The sequence below is a fragment of the Bradyrhizobium lablabi genome, from assembly GCF_900141755.1.
Lineage (GTDB): Bacteria > Pseudomonadota > Alphaproteobacteria > Rhizobiales > Xanthobacteraceae > Bradyrhizobium > Bradyrhizobium lablabi_A.
This window is the reverse complement of sequence record NZ_LT670844.1, coordinates 2,991,803-3,009,380: the sequence shown is the minus strand read 5'-3', so window position 1 is coordinate 3,009,380 and position 17,578 is coordinate 2,991,803. Positions and strand designations below refer to the sequence as shown.

The 17,578-nt window shown below is 62.8% G+C and carries 16 protein-coding genes; 11 read left to right on the top strand and 5 right to left on the bottom strand.

Going from position 1 to position 17,578, the window contains the following annotated elements; translation table 11 throughout:
- Positions 1-115: 115 nt before the first annotated feature.
- On the top strand, positions 116-910 hold the full coding sequence (locus tag B5526_RS14005) for a L,D-transpeptidase (protein WP_079538823.1): 795 nt from the start codon (positions 116-118) through the stop codon (positions 908-910).
- Between the two features lie 18 nt (positions 911-928).
- On the top strand, positions 929-1,570 hold the full coding sequence (locus B5526_RS14000) for a DUF2865 domain-containing protein (protein ID WP_079538821.1): 642 nt from the start codon (positions 929-931) through the stop codon (positions 1,568-1,570).
- A gap of 34 nt (positions 1,571-1,604) precedes the next feature.
- Here the strand turns inward: B5526_RS14000 and B5526_RS13995 are convergent, their stop codons facing one another.
- Positions 1,605-3,698 (bottom strand): methyl-accepting chemotaxis protein, encoded by a 2,094-nt coding sequence (locus B5526_RS13995; protein ID WP_079538820.1) that lies wholly within the window; start codon positions 3,696-3,698, stop codon positions 1,605-1,607.
- Positions 3,699-3,891: 193 nt separating this feature from the next.
- Between B5526_RS13995 and B5526_RS37705 the strand changes: the two genes are divergently transcribed.
- Complete coding sequence (locus B5526_RS37705; RefSeq protein ID WP_154071304.1) at positions 3,892-4,047, top strand: Thivi_2564 family membrane protein; 156 nt, start codon at positions 3,892-3,894, stop codon at positions 4,045-4,047.
- Positions 4,048-4,263: 216 nt separating this feature from the next.
- Here the strand turns inward: B5526_RS37705 and B5526_RS13990 are convergent, their stop codons facing one another.
- From B5526_RS13990 to cysD, 4 genes are all read right to left on the bottom strand, one after another.
- On the bottom strand, positions 4,264-4,464 hold the full coding sequence (locus tag B5526_RS13990; RefSeq protein WP_079538818.1) for a CsbD family protein: 201 nt from the start codon (positions 4,462-4,464) through the stop codon (positions 4,264-4,266).
- A 65-nt stretch (positions 4,465-4,529) separates the two neighbouring features.
- A complete protein-coding gene (locus B5526_RS13985; protein WP_079538817.1) occupies positions 4,530-6,692 on the bottom strand; it encodes a malate synthase G in 2,163 nt (720 codons plus the stop codon).
- A 235-nt stretch (positions 6,693-6,927) separates the two neighbouring features.
- Positions 6,928-8,844, bottom strand: coding sequence for an adenylyl-sulfate kinase (gene cysC, locus B5526_RS13980; RefSeq protein ID WP_079538815.1), 1,917 nt, complete (start codon positions 8,842-8,844; stop codon positions 6,928-6,930).
- Positions 8,845-8,869: 25 nt separating this feature from the next.
- Positions 8,870-9,664, bottom strand: a complete 795-nt coding sequence (cysD, locus tag B5526_RS13975) for a sulfate adenylyltransferase subunit CysD (protein WP_079544989.1) — start codon at positions 9,662-9,664, stop codon at positions 8,870-8,872.
- Positions 9,665-9,918: 254 nt separating this feature from the next.
- Here cysD and cysG point away from each other — a divergent pair, with 254 nt between their 5' ends.
- The 8 genes from cysG (at position 9,919) to B5526_RS13935 (ending at position 17,367) form a co-directional block, all read left to right on the top strand.
- The gene (gene cysG / locus B5526_RS13970; protein WP_079538814.1) at positions 9,919-11,355 is read left to right on the top strand and encodes a siroheme synthase CysG; all 1,437 of its coding nucleotides are present in this window, start codon (positions 9,919-9,921) and stop codon (positions 11,353-11,355) included.
- A complete protein-coding gene (locus B5526_RS13965; RefSeq protein ID WP_079538812.1) occupies positions 11,352-11,666 on the top strand; it encodes a DUF2849 domain-containing protein in 315 nt (104 codons plus the stop codon). The genes cysG and B5526_RS13965 overlap by 4 nt, the downstream gene beginning before the upstream one ends.
- A 13-nt stretch (positions 11,667-11,679) precedes the next feature.
- Positions 11,680-13,335, top strand: coding sequence for a nitrite/sulfite reductase (locus tag B5526_RS13960; RefSeq protein ID WP_079538811.1), 1,656 nt, complete (start codon positions 11,680-11,682; stop codon positions 13,333-13,335).
- On the top strand, positions 13,322-13,837 hold the full coding sequence (locus B5526_RS13955) for a DUF934 domain-containing protein (RefSeq protein ID WP_079538809.1): 516 nt from the start codon (positions 13,322-13,324) through the stop codon (positions 13,835-13,837). The genes B5526_RS13960 and B5526_RS13955 overlap by 14 nt, the downstream gene beginning before the upstream one ends.
- A complete protein-coding gene (locus tag B5526_RS13950; protein WP_079538807.1) occupies positions 13,834-14,568 on the top strand; it encodes a phosphoadenylyl-sulfate reductase in 735 nt (244 codons plus the stop codon). Before B5526_RS13955 ends, B5526_RS13950 begins: the two co-directional genes overlap by 4 nt.
- 229 nt (positions 14,569-14,797) lie before the next feature.
- Positions 14,798-15,298 carry a CAP domain-containing protein gene (locus B5526_RS13945; RefSeq protein ID WP_079538806.1) on the top strand — a complete coding sequence of 167 codons (501 nt, stop codon included), beginning with the start codon at positions 14,798-14,800 and terminating at the stop codon, positions 15,296-15,298.
- A gap of 95 nt (positions 15,299-15,393) precedes the next feature.
- Positions 15,394-16,578, top strand: a complete 1,185-nt coding sequence (locus tag B5526_RS13940; protein ID WP_079538804.1) for a DUF3734 domain-containing protein — start codon at positions 15,394-15,396, stop codon at positions 16,576-16,578.
- Positions 16,579-17,367, top strand: a complete 789-nt coding sequence (locus tag B5526_RS13935; protein ID WP_079538802.1) for a 3-hydroxybutyrate dehydrogenase — start codon at positions 16,579-16,581, stop codon at positions 17,365-17,367.
- Positions 17,368-17,578: the final 211 nt, after the last annotated feature.

Here is a 17,578-nt window from a genome sequence, read left to right as displayed (position 1 = left end):
GGGCGGCCAGCTTGACAGGCCCGTGCTCGGTTCGAGTCGCGATGGAACCGAGGAGCCCCGGTGACGTTGGTTCGCCGCAGAGCATCACCGTGATGCATATCCAACGGGGCAGCTCATGACACAGAATATCTCAGGTATCAGCACTCTTTCGCTGCGCGCGACAGGCGCGCTGGTGGTCGGCGCCGCATTGTTGCTTTCGCCCGTAATCTTCTCGGACGCGGCGAATGCGCAAATTCTCGGCTACGCATCTGCACCGCAGAGTGCATTTCCCTCGGCCAATGGGTTCGCGCCAGCCTCGCCGGCGCTGACCGACGAAGGCGACGGCACCACCAGCGTGCTGCCGGAGCGGCTGCGGCGCACAACGGTCACCTACAACACCACCGAAGCGCCCGGTACCGTCATCATCGATACCCCCAATACCGCGCTTTATTACGTGCTGAGCCAGGGCAAGGCCATTCGCTATGGCGTCGGCGTCGGCCGCGAGGGATTCACCTGGGCCGGCGTGCAGACCATCAGCCGCAAGGCCGAGTGGCCGGATTGGTATCCGCCGTCGGAGATGATCGCGCGCCAGCCTTATCTGCCGCGCTTCGTCGCCGGCGGGCCGGGTAATCCGCTGGGCGCGCGGGCGATGTATCTCGGCTCGAGCCAATATCGCATTCACGGCACCAACGATCCCACCACCATCGGCAAGTTCGTCTCCTCGGGCTGCATCCGCATGACCAATGAAGACGTCGCTGATCTCTTCAGCCGCGTCGGCGTCGGCACCAAGGTCGTGGTGCTGCCGAAGAATGCGCCGCGGCTTGAGGCGCGCGGGACGGCCACTGTTCACCCGGTGGCGCCGCGCCCGGCCGTGACCGCGCTGCCCACGGGCCGTCAGGCGATGAACGTCTCGACCTCGGCGCTTTACTAGAGTTTGGCGGGGACCAGGATGATCAGGAGATCAGGCGGAAAGGTCGCGCTGGGTGTCGCGGCGGTTTTGGGCGCCTCGGCCTTGGCGCAGGTCGCGCATGCCGAAGACTTCTTCTCGGCGCTGTTCGGCGCCTTCGGCCGCCGGCCGCCGGTGATCTCGATGCCATTCGCCAATGATGGCGGCCCGCTGGCGCCGCCCATCGATGTACGCCCGCGCGCCTGGTCCGGTGGTCAGGCCTATTGCGTGCGCACCTGCGACGGGCGCTATTTCCCGATTGTCGCTTCCGATAGCCAGAGCCGGGCGGCTTCCTGCAATAATTTCTGCCCGGCCAGCAAAACCGAGATCGTCTACGGCAGCAATATCGATGACGCCGCAACCGAGAACGGAAAACCATATTCCGAATTGCCGAACGCGTTTCGCTATCGCAGCGAGATCGTTGCGGGATGCACCTGCAACGGCCATGACCAGATGGGGCTGGCGCCGGTCAAAATCGAGGACGATCCGACCCTGCGCAAGGGCGACATCGTCGTGGGCGCCGATGGAGCGCTGATGGCCGCCGGGCGCGTCGCCGACAAGCGCGGCGCGTCGTTGAATTTCTCGCCCGCATCGGAACGGATCCGCGCGCGCTATCAACGCGTGCCGGTGGTGGCTCGGGAATAATCGTCGTCGCTGCGAAAGCAGGGACGACGTAGGGTTACGCCGCGCGGATCTTGCCGAGGAAGTCCGTCACCTGGTTGCCCAGTTGCTGGCTCTGCGTTTCCAGCGTCTGCGAGGCGTGCTTGACGTCCTCCGCCGCCGCGGCTGCTGCATCGGCATCGGTTTTGACGCCGGTGATATTCTCGGAGACGTTCTTGGTGCCTTGGGCTGCGAATTGCGTGCTGCGGGTGATCTCTTGAGTGGCGGCGCCCTGCTCCTGCACGGCGGCTGCGATTGCGGTCGCGACCTCGTTGACCTCGCCGATGATGCTGCCGATGCCCTTGATGGCGTCGATGGCGTCGCCGGCGACCTTTTGGATGTCGGCGATCTGCTCGGAAATCTCCTCGGTCGCTTTCGCGGTTTGGCTGGCCAGCGATTTGACCTCCGACGCCACCACGGCAAAGCCGCGGCCGGCTTCACCGGCGCGTGCCGCCTCGATGGTCGCATTCAGCGCCAAGAGATTCGTCTGCGCGGCGATGGTGTTGATCAGGCCGACGACTTCGCCGATCCGTCCCGCGGACTTTGCCAGCCCCTGCACCGTGCCGTCGGTTTCCCGCGCCTGGCTGACCGCGCGGCTGGCGATGCCGGCCGCATGCGCCGCCTGCTGGCTGATATCGTTGATCGATGCGCTCAATTCCTCCGACGCGGCGGCAACCGTTTCGACGCTCATCGAGGCCTCGCCGGAGGCCTTCTCGGCGACCTGGACGCGCTCGTTGGTCTGGCGCGATACCGCCGACAGACCGGAGGAGGTCGTCCGCATCTGGTTCGAGGCGTCGCCCAATTGCTGCAGGGATTGGCGAACCATGCCCTCGAAATCGCCGACATAAGCCTCGATCGCCTTTTGGCGCGCGGCGGCGCCGGCATTGCGCTCGCGCTCCTGCGCTTCGATCCGCAGCTTGTCGGTCGCCTGCTGCTTGAAGGTTTCGAGCGCGCCGGCAAGCGCCCCGATCTCGTCGCGGCGGGCGGTGTATCCGGTGTCGACGGCAAGATCGCCCGCGGCCACCTTCAGCATGGCGTCGCGCATGTTGTGCAGCGGCGTGATGACGCGGCGGGTGACCATCATCATGGCGCCGAAGGTCAAACCAAGCGCTACGGCCAGCAGCGTGAGCTGCACCACCAGCGAACGCAGCGCGGATGCGTGCTGGACGGCGGTCTGGTCCTTGGCCGCATCAAGCGCGGTCTCGGCAACCTTGACTGCGGCGCTGAGCCGGCCGACCGTGATCGGGGTCCACTGGTTGGCGGTCAATTCGGGCTTGCCGCCACTCATCAGCGTCGCTATCAGGCGATCGCGCAGGGCGACGTATTCCGGTTCGAAATAGGCGGTCTTGTTGGCGTCGATCGCGGCGGCAAGCGCCGGCGGCAATTTCATTCCCGCGGCCGTCAATTGCAGCGCGTTCCATGCGATATCGATGCCGCCGACGAATTTCAGATATTTCACCTGGGCTTCCGGCGACAGCTGTCCAGCGGTGATCGATTGCGAAACCAGCAGCGACGCCTCGCCGGCGGTGTTGCGGAGCAGCCAGGCGATCTGCTTGATCGCCAGCAACTGGTCGATCACCGGATCCTGATGGTTGACCGCGGCGGCAAGTGCGGCGGACAATTTGTCGAGCGTCTCGAGCAACGCGCCCGTCGTTTCCATGTATTCCTTGGGCAGCGCCGCACGGCGGGAGCCCTTCGGCTTGCTCATTTCCTCCCAGAATTCCTTCTGCTCCGCGGTCAGCGTCTTGAACAGGCGGTCGAGCTCCGGAACCAGCGTCTGCTGCTGGGCGAATTCGATGGAGGGCAGCAGCGTCAGCGCATTGGCCATCGCGGGCATCTGCGCGTCGCGAACGCTGCGCAGATATTTGTCGACCTCGCTGTCGACGGGAGCATCGGAGTTCAGGAGCCTCGTGGTGGTCGATCGATCGGTGCGCAGGTTGTGCATGGCCTTGAACAGGTCGGCCGACGCATCCGCGATCACCGCGATGCGGCTCGTCACCTGCAGGCGCCCCCAGGATTCCCAGGCGTTGAGTGAGAATCCGATGACAATGCAGAAGGCGGTTGTCAGGATGACGGCCTTGAGCAGCGCACCAACGGTCAAGCGATTCAGCATAATTGGCCCCCAGTCTCACGTAGTTAGGCCAATAAAGGTAAAGATTTAGACAGTGTGTTAACCCGTAATTCTACGGTGGCGGCGGAAGGCGGCTTCGCCGCGGCAGCCGCCGGTTCCTCCATTGGAACCGACCAGCCCGACACGCGTTAACAAACGCCTAATTTCGCATCTCACGTGGTCAGGGGGATTTCGGATGCTTGTCAGCGTACTCATCACGTTTCTCGTCATCATTCTCGTTCTGTACTTGATCAACATGTTGCCGCTCGATGGCCGCGCCAAGCAAATCGCGCGTGTCGTCGTCATCATCCTCGGCGTGATTTCGCTGTTGAAATACATCGCGGTGTTTTAGCTTCTCGTCATTGCGAGGAGCCAACGGGTCGCGCGAACGCGCGCCCGATGACAGGCTCCGCGACGAAGCAATCCAGCTTTCCCCATTGCCGCGCTATGGATTGCTTCGCGGAGCCTGTCATCGGGCGGCGCTTCGCGCCGACCCGTTGGCTCGCAATGACGAACAAAAAAGCCCCGGCATTTTGCCGGGGCTTTTCGTTCGTTCAGTGCCGCAAAATTACTTCAGCGTCCTGAACCAGTCATCGACGTCTTTGTGAATCTGGTCCTTGGCAAAACCGTAGCGCTGCTGCAGCTTGCCTTCGAGCTGCTCGCGGCGGCCCTCGATCACGTTGAGATCGTCGTCGGTGAGCTTGCCCCACTTCTCCTTGGCCTTGCCCTTGAACTGTTTCCAGTTGCCTTCGACCCGGTTCCAATCCATTCGCCATCTCCTCTTGCGTTGATGGCAAATCAACGATTGCGCAGTTCGAACGTTCCGACGGAACTCTAGCCCGCCGCCTTGGCTTCCCTGCGGCGCGCGGTGAGGATGTATTCGGTGTAGCCGTTTGGCTGCTCGCGCCCCTTGAAGATCAGATCGCACGCGGCCTTGAAGGCAACTCCGTCGAACGAAGGCGCCATCGGCCGGTACAGCGGATCGCCTGCATTCTGCTTGTCGACCACGACCGCCATCCGCTTCAGCGACTCCATCACCTGTTCCCTGGTGATGACGCCCTGATGCAGCCAGTTCGCCAGATGCTGGCTCGAGATCCGCAAGGTGGCGCGGTCTTCCATCAGGCCGACGTCGTGGATGTCGGGCACCTTGGAGCAGCCGACGCCCTGGTCGATCCAGCGCACGACATAGCCCAAAATGCCCTGGCAGTTGTTGTCGATCTCCTGCCTCACATCGACCGGCGCCCAGTTCGACTGCGACACCGGGATGGTGAGGATGTCGGAAAGTTTCGCACGCGGACCATTCTTCGCCAGCTCCTGCTGCCGCGCCAGCACGTTGACCTGGTGATAATGCAGCGCGTGCAAGGTCGCCGCGGTCGGCGACGGCACCCAGGCGGTGGTGGCGCCGGCCTGCGGATGCGCGATCTTCTGCGCCAGCATGTCGGCCATCTTGTCGGGCGCGGCCCACATGCCCTTGCCGATCTGGGCATGCCCGGGCAGGCCGTCGATCAGGCCGATGTCGACGTTCCAGTCTTCATAGGCCTTGATCCAGGGCTGCGCCTTCATGTCGTTCTTGCGGATCATCGGACCCGCTTCCATCGAGGTGTGGATCTCATCGCCGGTGCGGTCGAGGAAGCCGGTATTGATGAACATGATGCGCTCCAGCGCATTCTGGATGCAGGCCTTGAGGTTTACCGTGGTGCGGCGCTCCTCGTCCATGATGCCGACCTTCATGGTGTTCTCGGGCAGCCCCAACATTTTCTCGACCCCGCCGAACAATTCGCAGGTCAGCGCCACCTCGTCGGGGCCGTGCATCTTCGGCTTGACGATGTAGATCGATCCGGTGCGGCTGTTGCGCAGCTTCGAAGTGCCCTTGAGATCGTGGAGCCCAAGCAGGCCGGCGACGGCGGCATCCAGCAGGCCTTCCGGAATTTCGGCGCCCGTCTCGTCGAGCACCGCATCGGTGAACATGTGATGACCGACATTGCGCATCAACAAAAGACTGCGCCCATGCAGCGTGAGTTCCTTGCCGTCCGTCGTCTTGTAGACGCGGTCGGGGTTGAGCGCGCGCTTGAGCGTCTTGCCGCCCTTTTCGAAATCGGCCGACAAGGTTCCGTTCATCAGGCCGAGCGTATTGCGATAGACCAAAACCTTGTCTTCGGCATCGACCGCCGCGACGCTGTCTTCCATGTCGAGAATGGTCGAGACCGCCGATTCCAGGATCATATCGGCGACGCCGGCCGGATCATCCTTGCCGATGATGTGGCCGCGGTCGATCCTGATCTCGATGTGCATGCCGTTGTTGACCAAGAGGATCGCCGAGGGAGCCGAAGCATCGCCCTGAAAGCCCGCGAATTGCGCGTTCGATTTCAGCGCGGTGGCGTTGCCGCTTTTCAGTTTGACTGCAAGCTGCCCGGCGATGACGCTGTAGGAAGTCACGTCGGTGTGGCTCGCGGTCGCGAGCGGCACCGCGGAATCGAGAAACGCTTTTGCCTTCGCGATCACCTTGTCGCCGCGCGCCTTGTTGTATCCCTTGCCGCTTTCACTGGGATCATGCGGGATCGCGTCGGTGCCGTAGAACGCGTCGTAAAGACTGCCCCAGCGCGCGTTGGCGGCGTTGAGCGCATAACGCGCATTGGTGAGGGGCACGACCAGTTGCGGTCCGCAGATCTTGCTGATTTCCTCGTCGACATTGGCGGTCTCGACCTTCCGGGTCGGCGGCTCCGGCAAGAGATAGCCGATCTCCTTGAGGAACGCCGTGTAGGCATTCATGTCGAACGGCTTGCCCTTGTGGGCGCGGTGCCAATCGTCGATCTTTGTCTGTAGGGCGTCGCGGACCGCCAGCAGCTCGCGGTTTTTCGGCCCGAGATCGCGGATGATGGCGGCAACGCCAGCCCAGAACGCGTCAGGGGAAATTCCGGTTTTCGGGGTCGCTTCCTTGGCGATGAAGTCGAACAGAACGGGGGCGATCTTCAATCCGTGGGCTTCGATGCGATTCATGATGGGATTTTTCTTAACGGAAACCGCCGGCTAGGCCGCGGCTTTCAGGGGGACAAACGGCAAAACAGCCCCGCAAAGGGCATGTTCAATGCCCTTTTAGCGCTAAAGCCGGGGTTGTGAGAAGGGCTCTAAGTCTTTGTTTGACGCGTTTTCTTCACGCGAAACGGTACCCACTTCGCTCGAAAACGCTATGGGCGACGCCGAATTGCCCATAACAAAGGCGTGCAACAAAACCTTAGATATTGGCCGCGAGGTCCACCAGTTCGTCGAACAGAATGCCAGATTTCGCCAGCATCCGCTCGATCTCGTCGGTCGCCTCCGCAACCGGGCGCGTCGAGGTGTCGATGATCAATTCGCTCGATGTCGGCGGCTGGTAATCATTGCCGATGCCGGTAAACCCATTGAGCGTGCCGGCGCGCGCCTTGGCGTAATGGCCCTTGGGATCGCGGCTCTCACACACTTCGGCAGGCGTCGCGACATAGATTTCGCGGAACAGATCGTCGGCGATGCGGCGCGCCGCGGCCCGATCTTCCCGCGACGGCGACACCGCGGCGACAATCGCGATGTGACCGTTGCGCGCAAGATGGGTGGCGACTTCGGCGAGCCGGCGGATGTTCTCGGTGCGATCGCTGGCTGAAAAACCGAGATCGCCATTGAGCCCGGCGCGTAGCGTATCGCCGTCCAGCAGGATCGGCGAGCCGCCATTGCCGAACAGCCGGCGCTCCAGCGCGCGCGCCAAGGTCGATTTTCCGGAGCCCGGCAATCCCGTCAGCCAGACCACCGCGCCATTGTGGTGATAGCGCGCCGAGCGCTCGTCGGGACGGAGCGCCGATTCCACCGGCACGATATCGACGGGAATGGCGCGCTGTCCGGCATCGACCGACAGCACCAGCCCGCCGCCGGCAATGCGACCATTGACCTCGATCACCAGACGCCCGGTGCGCGGATTTTCCGTATAGGGATCGGCGGCCATAGGATGCGCCAGCGAGATGTCGATCTCGCCGACATGGTTGCGCGCGATCGACTTTGTCTCGACGCTCGACAATTCGCCGGGATCGACCGCCTTCTCTATCGCGACCACGGTGGCGCGGGTTTCCCGCGTGCCGAGGCGGACCAAAATCGAGTCACCTTTTGCCAGCGGCTTGTCGTGCAGCCAGAAAATGCGCGCGCGGATCCGGCTGGTATCGCGCGGACTGGTTCCGACATGCCCAATGACGTCGCCGCGCTCGATGAACAATTCGCGATCGAGCGTGATGCCGACCGAACGGCCCGCGCCCTGGCGTCCCCTGACCGGCGTCACCGGCCAGCTCTCGACAGTCCTGATCTTGGCAATCTTGCCCGCGGGCATGATGACGATCTCGTCGCCGGCACTGAGGCTTCCGGATTCGACGCGGCCCGCGACAATGCGGCGGTCATCGAATTTGTAGATCGCCTGCACCGGCAGCCGCAGCGCAAGTTGTTCCAGCGGACGCGCTGGCTCGAGCGCATCGAGCGCCTCGACCACGGTCGGTCCCTTGTACCAGGCAATTTTCGCCGTGCGCTCGGCAACGCCGTCACCATCGCGCGCCGAAATCGGGATCACCGCCGCGGGCGTGACGCCAAGGCTTGTCAGATGCGCGGAAATCTCCTTGCTGATCGCGTTAAAGCGCGCCGCGCTGAAATCAACCCGGTCCATCTTGTTGACGACAACCGCGACCTGTTTGACCCCGAGCAGATGCAGGAGATAGCCGTGGCGCCGGGTCTGGTCGCGCACGCCTTCCAGCGCGTCGATGATCAGGACGGCGCCGTCGGCCTGCGAGGCGCCGGTGATCATGTTGCGCAGGAATTCGGCGTGGCCGGGGGCGTCGATCAGCACGACGTCGCGGGAGCGGGTGCGGAATCTGATTTGCGTGGTGTCGATGGTGATGCCCTGGTCGCGCTCGGTCTGCAGCGCGTCGAGAAGAAACGACCATTCGAACGGCATGCCGCGACGCGCGCTGACCGCCTTGAGCATCTCGAGCTTGCCCTCGGGCAGGCTGCCGGTCTCGTGCAGCAGGCGTCCGACCAGCGTCGACTTGCCATGATCGACATGGCCGACAATGACGATGCGGACTTGCGGACGCGTGGTGCCGTTCGGCGTCGACGATACGCTTGATGGGACGATCATGTTCATCTGGGCACTCAACTTCTTTATCCGTTCAAAGATAGCCGGCGACGCGCAGCCGCTCAAAAGCGTCTTCGGTTTCGTGATCGAGCGCGCGCCCGGCGCGCTCCGGCACCTTGGTGCCGTCGAGCTCGATCAGGATTTCCTCGATGCTGGAAGCGTTCGAGACCACAGGATTGGTGATGTCCTGATCGCCCAGCGAGCGATAGCGCTTGCCGTCTTTGGCGAGGTAAAGCGGGATGATCGGGATGTTCTCGCGCTGAGTGTAGGCCCAGATGTCGGCCTCGGTCCAATGCAGGATCGGATGAACGCGCAAATGCGCGCCTGATGGCGGCGAGGCGTTGAACTGGTCCCAGAATTCCGGCGGCTGATCGCGCACGTCCCATCCGCCTTCAGTGCCGCGCGGCGAGAACACGCGCTCCTTGGCGCGGGTCGCTTCCTCGTCGCGGCGGATGCCGGCGATCAATCCGTCAAAACCATATTTGGCGAGCGCGAGCTTTAACCCTTCAGTCTTGCGCGCAGCGGATCGCGCCGCCGGCGGCAGGGTCGGATCGATGGTCTCCAGCGGCGGGCAGGGTTCGATCCGAAGATCGAGCTCCCATTCCTTGCCGTAGCGATCGCGGAATGCATACATCTCCGGAAACTTCTTGCCGGTATCGACATGCAATGCGGGGAACGGCACGCGGCCGAAGAAGGCCTTGCGCGCCAGCCAGATCATCACGTTGGAGTCCTTGCCCAGCGACCACAGCAGAGCGAGCTTCTTGAGCCGCGCGAAGGCTTCGCGGAATATGTAAATGCTCTGCGCTTCCAGCGCGTCGAGATGGTCCATCGTCGGCGGCTCGAAGCGCGGATGGGTGGAAATTTTCGTCGCCACCGAGCCCTCGGGCAGATCCGCCCTGAGCAACCGGTCGCCAGCGGAATTATTGTCGAGAAGATGCATCTCTGACCCTTGGACTTGAGAGGCGAAAATTCTATAGTTGCATTGCAATAGAGAAGAAATAATTTTCTCTTTGCGGGCGTTGAAAGACACATATATAGAAAATAATTCCAGTCAACCCCAGAAGTTGGGGAAGCGAGTATCGCATGCGATTCCTGCCGGTATTTCTCGATCTGCGCACCGGTCCAGTGCTTCTCGTGGGCGCCGGCGACCTGGCGCGGGCGAAGCTGCGCCTGTTGGCGGCCGCGGGGGCGCGTGTCCGCTGGTACGCAACCGACGGCGATCATGATGTGAGCGGGCTCTCTACGGAAGACGCCTCGCGGGTTGAGCTTGCCCATGGCGACCCACTCGCCGCCGAGCTTTCCGGCGTGATTGCGATCCTCTGTGCCGGCGCGGGCGAGGTTGGACCTGCGATGTCGGCGCGCGCGAAGGCGGTCGGCGTCCCCGTGAACGTGATGGACGACCTCGCGCATTCGACCTTCATCTTTCCCGCGATCGTCGATCGCGGCGACGTCGTTATCGCCGTCGGCACCGGCGGCGCCTCGCCGGTGGTGGCACGGCGCGTCCGCGAGCGCATCGAAGCGGCGCTGCCCGCGCGCATCGGCGATCTCGCAAATTTCATCGGCCGTTGGCGCAAGACCATCCATGGCCGCATTCCCGAGTTCGCGCTGCGGCGTCGTTTCTGGGAGCGCGTCGTCGACGGCCCGATCGGCGCCCTGGTGCTCGGCGGGCGCAGCAGTGATGCTGAAGCGGCGCTGAAAGACATCGCCGATCCCTCGGCCTTTGCCGGCGCGTCCGCGTCCGGTCAGGCCGACGGCCGGGTGACGCTGGTCGGCGCAGGTCCGGGCGATCCGGATTTGCTCACGATTAAAGCGCTGCGCGCGCTGCAGGACGCTGACGTCGTGTTCTACGATGAGTTGGTGTCGCCGGAAATTCTCGATCGCGCGCGCCGCGATGCCGCGCGCATCGCCGTCGGCCGCCGCGTCGGTAAACCCGGCATCGGCCAGGACGCCATCAACAAACTGATGATCGAAGCTGCGAAGTCAGGCCAGCGCGTGGTGCGGCTGAAGGGCGGCGATCCCTTTGTGTTTGGCCGCGGCGGCGAGGAAATCGAAGCATTGCGCGAGGCCGGCGTCGCCTATTCGGCGGTTCCCGGAATTAGCGCAGGCCTTGGCGCTGCCGCGCAATTCGAAGTGCCGCTCACTTTCCGCCACGAGGCTCTGCGCATCACCTTCCTCACCGCGCACAAGGCCAGGGACGCCCAGACCGTTGACTGGTCGACACTGACTGACGAGAAGATGACGGTCGTCGTCTACATGGGCATGACCGCGGCGCCATCGGTCCGCGCTGGTCTGTTGGCCGCCGGGCGCTCGCCTCAAACCCCGGTCGGGGTATTCGCGCGGGTGACGCGGCCGGACGCGCAAGCTTCCGTTGGCACGCTCGATCAATTGCCGGACCTGGTCGCAAAGATCGACGGCGGTCCCGCCATTCTCATCATCGGCGATGTGGTCGCGCACTCCGCGCCATGGCGCCACCAAAACCTCGCTCAACTGGCCTCTTATTTTCAGGTAGCTGCCGAATGACCTCCCCGCTGCAACAAAAAATCAAGATCACCGGCCCCTCCATCGTCACCGCCAACCGCACCTGGGACGGCGTCGTGATCTACCGCACGGCCGCAAAAGGCTGGTCGACCGATTTGTCCGATGCCGCGATCGTCCGCGCCGCGGATGAGGCGCGAGAGCTGCTTTCCGAATCGGTCGCCGACGATGTCGGCGCCATCGGCGCCTATATCGCGCCGGTCGAAATCAAGGACGGCGGCAAGATCGAGCCCGGCAATCTGCGCGAACAAATCCGCCGCCAGGGCGTCACCATCGAGCTGCCGGTTCCGGCGTAAGGTTTTTAAGTCCATGTACGCATATGATGAAATCGACCGCACGCTGATCAACGAGCGCGTCTCTGAGTTTCGCGATCAGGTAAAGCGGCGTCTTTCCGGCGAACTCACCGAGGACGAATTCAAGTCGCTGCGGCTAATGAACGGCGTTTATCTGCAGTTGCACGCCTATATGTTCCGCGTCGCCATCCCCTACGGCACGCTGTCGTCGGAGCAGATGCGCCGGCTCGCCCATGTGGCGCGGCGCTACGATCGCGGCTACGGCCACTTCACGACGCGCCAGAACATCCAGTTCAACTGGATCAAGCTCGCCGAACTGCCGGACGCGCTGGCCGATTTGGCCGAAGTCGGCATCCACGCCATGCAGACCAGCGGCAACTGCACCCGCAACATCACTTCCGACCAGTGGGCCGGCGTCGCGCCGGGCGAAATCGAAGACCCGCGCATCTGGGCGGAATTGCTGCGGCAATATTCGACACTGCACCCGGAATTCTCGTTCCTGCCGCGCAAGTTCAAATTCGCCATCACCGCGTCCGAGCACGATCGCACCGCCATAAAAGTGCACGACATCGGCTTGCGCCTGCACAAGAATGCCGACGGCGAAACCGGTTTTGAAGTGCTGGTCGGCGGCGGCCTCGGCCGCACCCCGTTCATCGGCAAAACGATAAAATCATTCGTGCCGGGCCGCGATCTCCTGAGCTATGTCGAGGCGATACTGCGCGTCTATAACCAGTACGGCCGGCGCGACAACATCTACAAGGCCCGCATCAAGATCCTGGTGCACGAGCTCGGCATCGAGAAATTTGCCCAGGAAGTCGAGGACGAGTGGCAGGCGATGCGCGACAGCGCGCTGACGCTGGACGATGCCATGGTCGAGGACATCCGCTCGCGCTTCACCTATCCGGCTTACGAGAAGCTGCCGCACATGCCGGAGGAACTGAAGAAGGCTGCGCACGATCCGCATTTCGAGGCGTGGCGCAAGAATTCGGTGTTCCTCCACAAGGTTCCGGGCTATGCGATCGTGACATTGTCGCTGAAGCCGGTCGGTGGACCGCCCGGTGACGCCACCGCCGATCAGATGGATGCGGTCGCCGATCTCGCCGACAAATATTCCTTCGGCGAAATTCGGGTCGGTCACGAACAGAACCTGGTGCTGCCCCATGTCGCGCGGCGCGACCTGCCGGCGCTGTGGAAGGCGCTCGACAAGGCCGGCCTTGCGACCCCGAACGTCAATCTGGTCTCCGACATCATCGCCTGCCCGGGCCTCGATTATTGCGCGCTGGCGAACGCGCGCTCGATACCGATCGCGCAGGAACTGACGCGGCGTTTCGCCAACCACGAGACCGCCAATCTGATCGGGCGGCTGCACATCAACATCTCCGGCTGCATCAACGCCTGCGGCCATCATCACGTCGGCCACATCGGAATTCTGGGCGTCGAGAAGAACGGCGAGGAATTTTACCAGATCACGATCGGCGGCCGCGCCGACGAAAACGCCGCGGTCGGCACCTTGATCGGGCCGGCGGTGCCCTACGGCGAAGTCGCCGACGTCGTCGAGGATATCGTCGAAGCCTATCTTGCGCTGCGCGAGCGACCCGATGAGCTTTTCATCGATACGGTAAAGCGGCTCGGCGTCGAACCTTTCAGGGAGCGTGTCTATGCCACTCGTTAAGAACGGTAAAATCGTAACCGACGCGTTCGTCCATGTCGCCGATGACGCCGAGATTCCCCTCGATGGCGCGATCCTGATTTCGGCCGCACGGTTTCTCGAAGACGCCGAGGCGCTGTCGCGGCGCGCCGGCCGCACCGGCGTGATCTGGCCGAACAATCGCGACGTCGACGATCTCGTGCCCTATCTCGACGGCCTTGCGGTTGTGGCCTTGGTGTTCCCGAATTTTCGCGATGGCCGCGCCTATAGCCAGGCGCGGTTGTTGCGGGAACGCCACGCCTTCAAGGGCGAGCTGCGCGCCACCGGCCAGGTGCTTCGCGACCAATTCGTGTTCATGCTGCGCGCCGGCTTCGACGCGTTTGAAGTGAAAAAGGAAAGCGACGCCGAGGCGTTCGCTGCGACGGCAAAACGCTACTCGGTGTTCTATCAGCCGACCGGCGATGGCCGCATCTCGGCGCTGCACCGGCGGATGCAACTGCGCCATTCGGAAAGTGCCAATCCATGAGTGCGCTTGCACATCAAGTGTTGCCGGACCCGGGCGCGCCTACCTCGCCGCCGGCCGAGGAACTCGATCGCGCGCTTCGCGGGGCATCGCCTTCGGAGGTGATCGCCGCCGCCCTGAAGACCGTCGGCCGCGAGCGTCTCGCGCTGGTGTCCTCGTTCGGCACGGAGTCAGCGGCGCTACTGAAGGTGATGGCCGATGTCGATCCGGCGATCCCGGTGGTGTTTCTCGACACCGGATGGCTGTTTGAGGAAACGCTCGCCTATCGCGACACGCTGATCGAAAAGTTGGGCTTGCGCGACGTCCGCTCGATCAAGCCGCTGGAAGAGACGCTGTCTCGCGAAGATCCCGATCGTGAATTGTGGTTCTCCGATCCCGATGCCTGCTGCCGGATCCGCAAAGTCGAGCCGCTGAAGCGGGCCTTGGCACCGTTTGCCGCCTGGATCAACGGGCGCAAGCGCTTTCAGGGCGGGCTGCGCGCCGATATTCCCGTCGTCGAGCAGGATGGCATCAGGCTGAAATTCAATCCGTTCGCCAACGTCTCGCGCGAAGCGATCGAGGCGATTTTCAAGGGCGCAAACCTGCCGCCGCATCCGCTCGCGGCCTCGGGCTTTCTATCGGTCGGATGCATGCCTTGCACCAGCCGGACCTCGCCCGACGAGGACGCCCGCGCCGGCCGCTGGCGTGGCCGCGCCAAGTCCGAATGCGGCATTCATACGGTGAAGACGTCGTAAGCTGGCTCAACCAGTAACGACTGTCATACCCGCGAAAAGCGGGTATCCAGTACGCCCTGGCTTTTCGGTTCTATCGCTGACGTCTCTGGAATACTGGATCACCCGCTTTTCGCGGGTGATGACGCCGGTGTTTGTGGCGGCTTCGCCGGGCCCAAAAAAGCCCCGCCGTTCACCTTTCAGCCACGGTTGGTATGCAACAACTGCCCCTCATTTGGGGGAACTTCGAATCATGCGGGCGGTGTTCGCCGTTATCGGGCTTTTGGCGCTCTCCGGCTGCGCGTCGGAAACACCGATCGAGCAGCCCTCGATGTATGTCAGCATGGCCGATCCGGCAGCCAAGCTGGATGCCCAGGCCGCCGCCTCGATGATCTCGCTGTACCGGCAGAACAATGGCGTCGGCGCCGTCGTGGTCGATCCTGACTTGATGAAGCTTGCGGAGCAGCAATCCCAGGCCATGGCGAGCGCGAACAAGATGGACCACGATGTCAAGGCGCCGCTCGCCAAGCGCCTGAACGCCTCCGGTTATCCCGCAACGCTAGCCGTGGAAAATGTGTCCGCCGGATATCACACATTGGCGGAAGCGTTTTCGGGCTGGCGCGACTCGCCCCCGCACCGGGCGAATATGCTGAAAAATGGTGTCACAAAATTAGGCATCGCGGCGAGCTATGCTCCAAATACCAAGTACAAGGTGTTCTGGACGCTTATTCTCGCATCCTCGGATCTGCGATAAACTCGGCGTGATCGCTGTCTGGCCGCCTGGCTGATTGACGGCATCGCGAACTGACGCCACGGTGCAATCGCATTTTGTCATTTGATCGAGCGGTCATGATGGATATTTCCAGCCCAGAGCCAGCGACGACACCTGCGAAGGCGAAGCGCGTGCTGGTCCTGCAGGGCGGCGGCGCGCTCGGTTCCTATCAGGCCGGCGCCTATCAGGCATTGTGTCACTTCGATTTCGAACCGGAATGGGTCGCCGGGATCTCGATCGGCGCCATCAATGCGGCGATCATCGCCGGCAACCCGCCGGAAAAGCGGGTAGAGCGCCTCAAGGAATTCTGGCAGATGGTTTCAGCACCGGTGCCCTGGAATCCCGTCACTAAAAGTGACCGCGGGCGTGTGTTGTTCAACGAGACCAGCGCCGCATTGATCGCGACCTTCGGCGTCCCCGGTTTCTTCACCCCGCGGATTCCACCGGCGCCGCTTTGGCCGCCGGGCAGCCCCCAATCGCAGAGCTATTACGACACCGCGCCGCTGCACAAGACACTCGAGCGCCTGGTCGATTTCGACCGGATCAACGATCTGACATGCCGTCTCAGCGTCGGCGCCGTCAGCGTGACGACAGGCAATTTCAGGTATTTCGACAATTTCGAATTCAGGAAGCAAGGCAAGAAAATCGGCCCGGAACATATCATGGCGTCCGGCGCATTGCCGCCGGGTTTCCCCTCCATCGTGATCGAAGGCGAGCATTATTGGGATGGCGGCGTCGCCTCCAATACGCCGCTCGACTATGTGCTGGACATGGAAACCACCAACGATCTCCTGATCTTCCAGGTCGACCTGTTCAGCGCGCGCGGTCCGCTGCCGGCCTCCCTGCTCGAGGCCTCGGAGCGCGAGAAGGATATCCGCTATTCCAGCCGCACCCGCATGAATACCGACAAGAACAGAGAGATTCACAACGCCCGCAAGGCGCTGCGCGACTTGTTGGAGAAGCTGCCCGATCATTTGAGGAATGATCCGTCGGTCGAAATCCTCTGCAAGGCCGCCAAGGAAAACACAGTCACGGTGGTGCACCTGATCTACAAGAGCAAAAATTACGAGTCGTCGTCCAAGGACTACGACTTCTCGCATGTCGGCATGGTCGAGCACTGGGAATCGGGCGTGCGCGACGTTCATCTGTCGATGCGCCACAAGGAGTGGCTGGAGCGGCCGCAAAACGGCGAGACCATGGTGACTTACGACCTCACGGGGGACGGCTCTGAGACCTCCGACGGCAAACAGGAGAACAAATAAATGGGTACATTGACAGGCAAGACTGCGGTGGTGACCGGCTCGACCAGCGGCATAGGCCTTGCGTATGCGCGCACCTTTGCGGGCGCCGGCGCCAATATCGTCATCAACGGCATGGGCGTGCCGGCCGACATCGAGAAGGAGCGCTCCGCGATCGAGACCGATTTCAAGGTCAAGGCGGTTTATTCGCCTGCCGACATGACCAAGCCCGCCGAGATCGCCGATATGATCGGGCTCGGCGAAAAGACCTTCGGTTCGGTCGATATTCTCGTCAACAATGCCGGCATCCAATTCGTCTCCCCGATCGAGGAATTTCCGCCCGAGAAATGGGAAGCGATCATCTCGATCAATTTGTCGTCGGCGTTCTATGGTATCCGCGCCGCCGTGCCCGGCATGAAGAAGCGCGGCTGGGGCCGCATCATCAACACCGCTTCAGCGCATTCGCTGGTCGCCTCGCCGTTCAAGTCGGCCTATGTGTCGGCCAAGCACGGCATCGCCGGCCTCACCAAGACCGTGGCGCTCGAGCTTGCGACATTCAAGGTCACCTGCAACTGCATCAGCCCCGGCTATGTCTGGACGCCCTTGGTCGAGCACCAGATTCCGGAGACCATGAAGGCGCGCAACATGACCAAAGAGCAAGTCATCCGCGACGTGTTGCTGGCAGCGCAGCCGACCAAGGAATTCGTCACCTCCGAACAGGTCGCAGCCCTGGCGCTGTTCCTGTGCAGCGACGACGCAGCGCAAATCACCGGCACCAATCTCTCGATCGACGGCGGCTGGACCGCGGAGTAGGGGCTGGCGCTCGTGGCCAGCGCCTTCTTAACCTCTCCCCGCTCTTCTGCGGGGAGAGGTCGCGAGCATCTTGCGAGCGGGTGAGGGGCAAGGCACGACGTTAGCCAAGATCGAGAAACATCAGAATCGCGGTCTTCCACGAGTTTGATCGCGTCTGATATTTTGCCTCGCCCCTCACCCGAAGCCTTCGGCTTCGACCTCTCCCCGCAAA

Bases quoted from the DNA above. Each gene is read 5' to 3' on its own strand.
- B5526_RS13955 (WP_079538809.1), top strand. From the start codon at position 13,322: ATGCCACTCGTTAAGAACGGTAAAATCGTAACCGACGCGTTCGTCCAT.
- cysC (WP_079538815.1), bottom strand. From the start codon at position 8,844: ATGAACATGATCGTCCCATCAAGCGTATCGTCGACGCCGAACGGCACC.
- B5526_RS13960 (WP_079538811.1), top strand. From the start codon at position 11,680: ATGTACGCATATGATGAAATCGACCGCACGCTGATCAACGAGCGCGTC.
- B5526_RS13985 (WP_079538817.1), bottom strand. From the start codon at position 6,692: ATGAATCGCATCGAAGCCCACGGATTGAAGATCGCCCCCGTTCTGTTC.
- B5526_RS13990 (WP_079538818.1), bottom strand. From the start codon at position 4,464: ATGGATTGGAACCGGGTCGAAGGCAACTGGAAACAGTTCAAGGGCAAG.
- B5526_RS13945 (WP_079538806.1), top strand. From the start codon at position 14,798: ATGCGGGCGGTGTTCGCCGTTATCGGGCTTTTGGCGCTCTCCGGCTGC.
- B5526_RS37705 (WP_154071304.1), top strand. From the start codon at position 3,892: ATGCTTGTCAGCGTACTCATCACGTTTCTCGTCATCATTCTCGTTCTG.
- B5526_RS13950 (WP_079538807.1), top strand. From the start codon at position 13,834: ATGAGTGCGCTTGCACATCAAGTGTTGCCGGACCCGGGCGCGCCTACC.
- B5526_RS13935 (WP_079538802.1), top strand. From the start codon at position 16,579: ATGGGTACATTGACAGGCAAGACTGCGGTGGTGACCGGCTCGACCAGC.
- cysD (WP_079544989.1), bottom strand. From the start codon at position 9,664: ATGGACCATCTCGACGCGCTGGAAGCGCAGAGCATTTACATATTCCGC.
- B5526_RS14000 (WP_079538821.1), top strand. From the start codon at position 929: ATGATCAGGAGATCAGGCGGAAAGGTCGCGCTGGGTGTCGCGGCGGTT.
- cysG (WP_079538814.1), top strand. From the start codon at position 9,919: ATGCGATTCCTGCCGGTATTTCTCGATCTGCGCACCGGTCCAGTGCTT.
- B5526_RS13995 (WP_079538820.1), bottom strand. From the start codon at position 3,698: ATGCTGAATCGCTTGACCGTTGGTGCGCTGCTCAAGGCCGTCATCCTG.
- B5526_RS13940 (WP_079538804.1), top strand. From the start codon at position 15,394: ATGATGGATATTTCCAGCCCAGAGCCAGCGACGACACCTGCGAAGGCG.
- B5526_RS13965 (WP_079538812.1), top strand. From the start codon at position 11,352: ATGACCTCCCCGCTGCAACAAAAAATCAAGATCACCGGCCCCTCCATC.
- B5526_RS14005 (WP_079538823.1), top strand. From the start codon at position 116: ATGACACAGAATATCTCAGGTATCAGCACTCTTTCGCTGCGCGCGACA.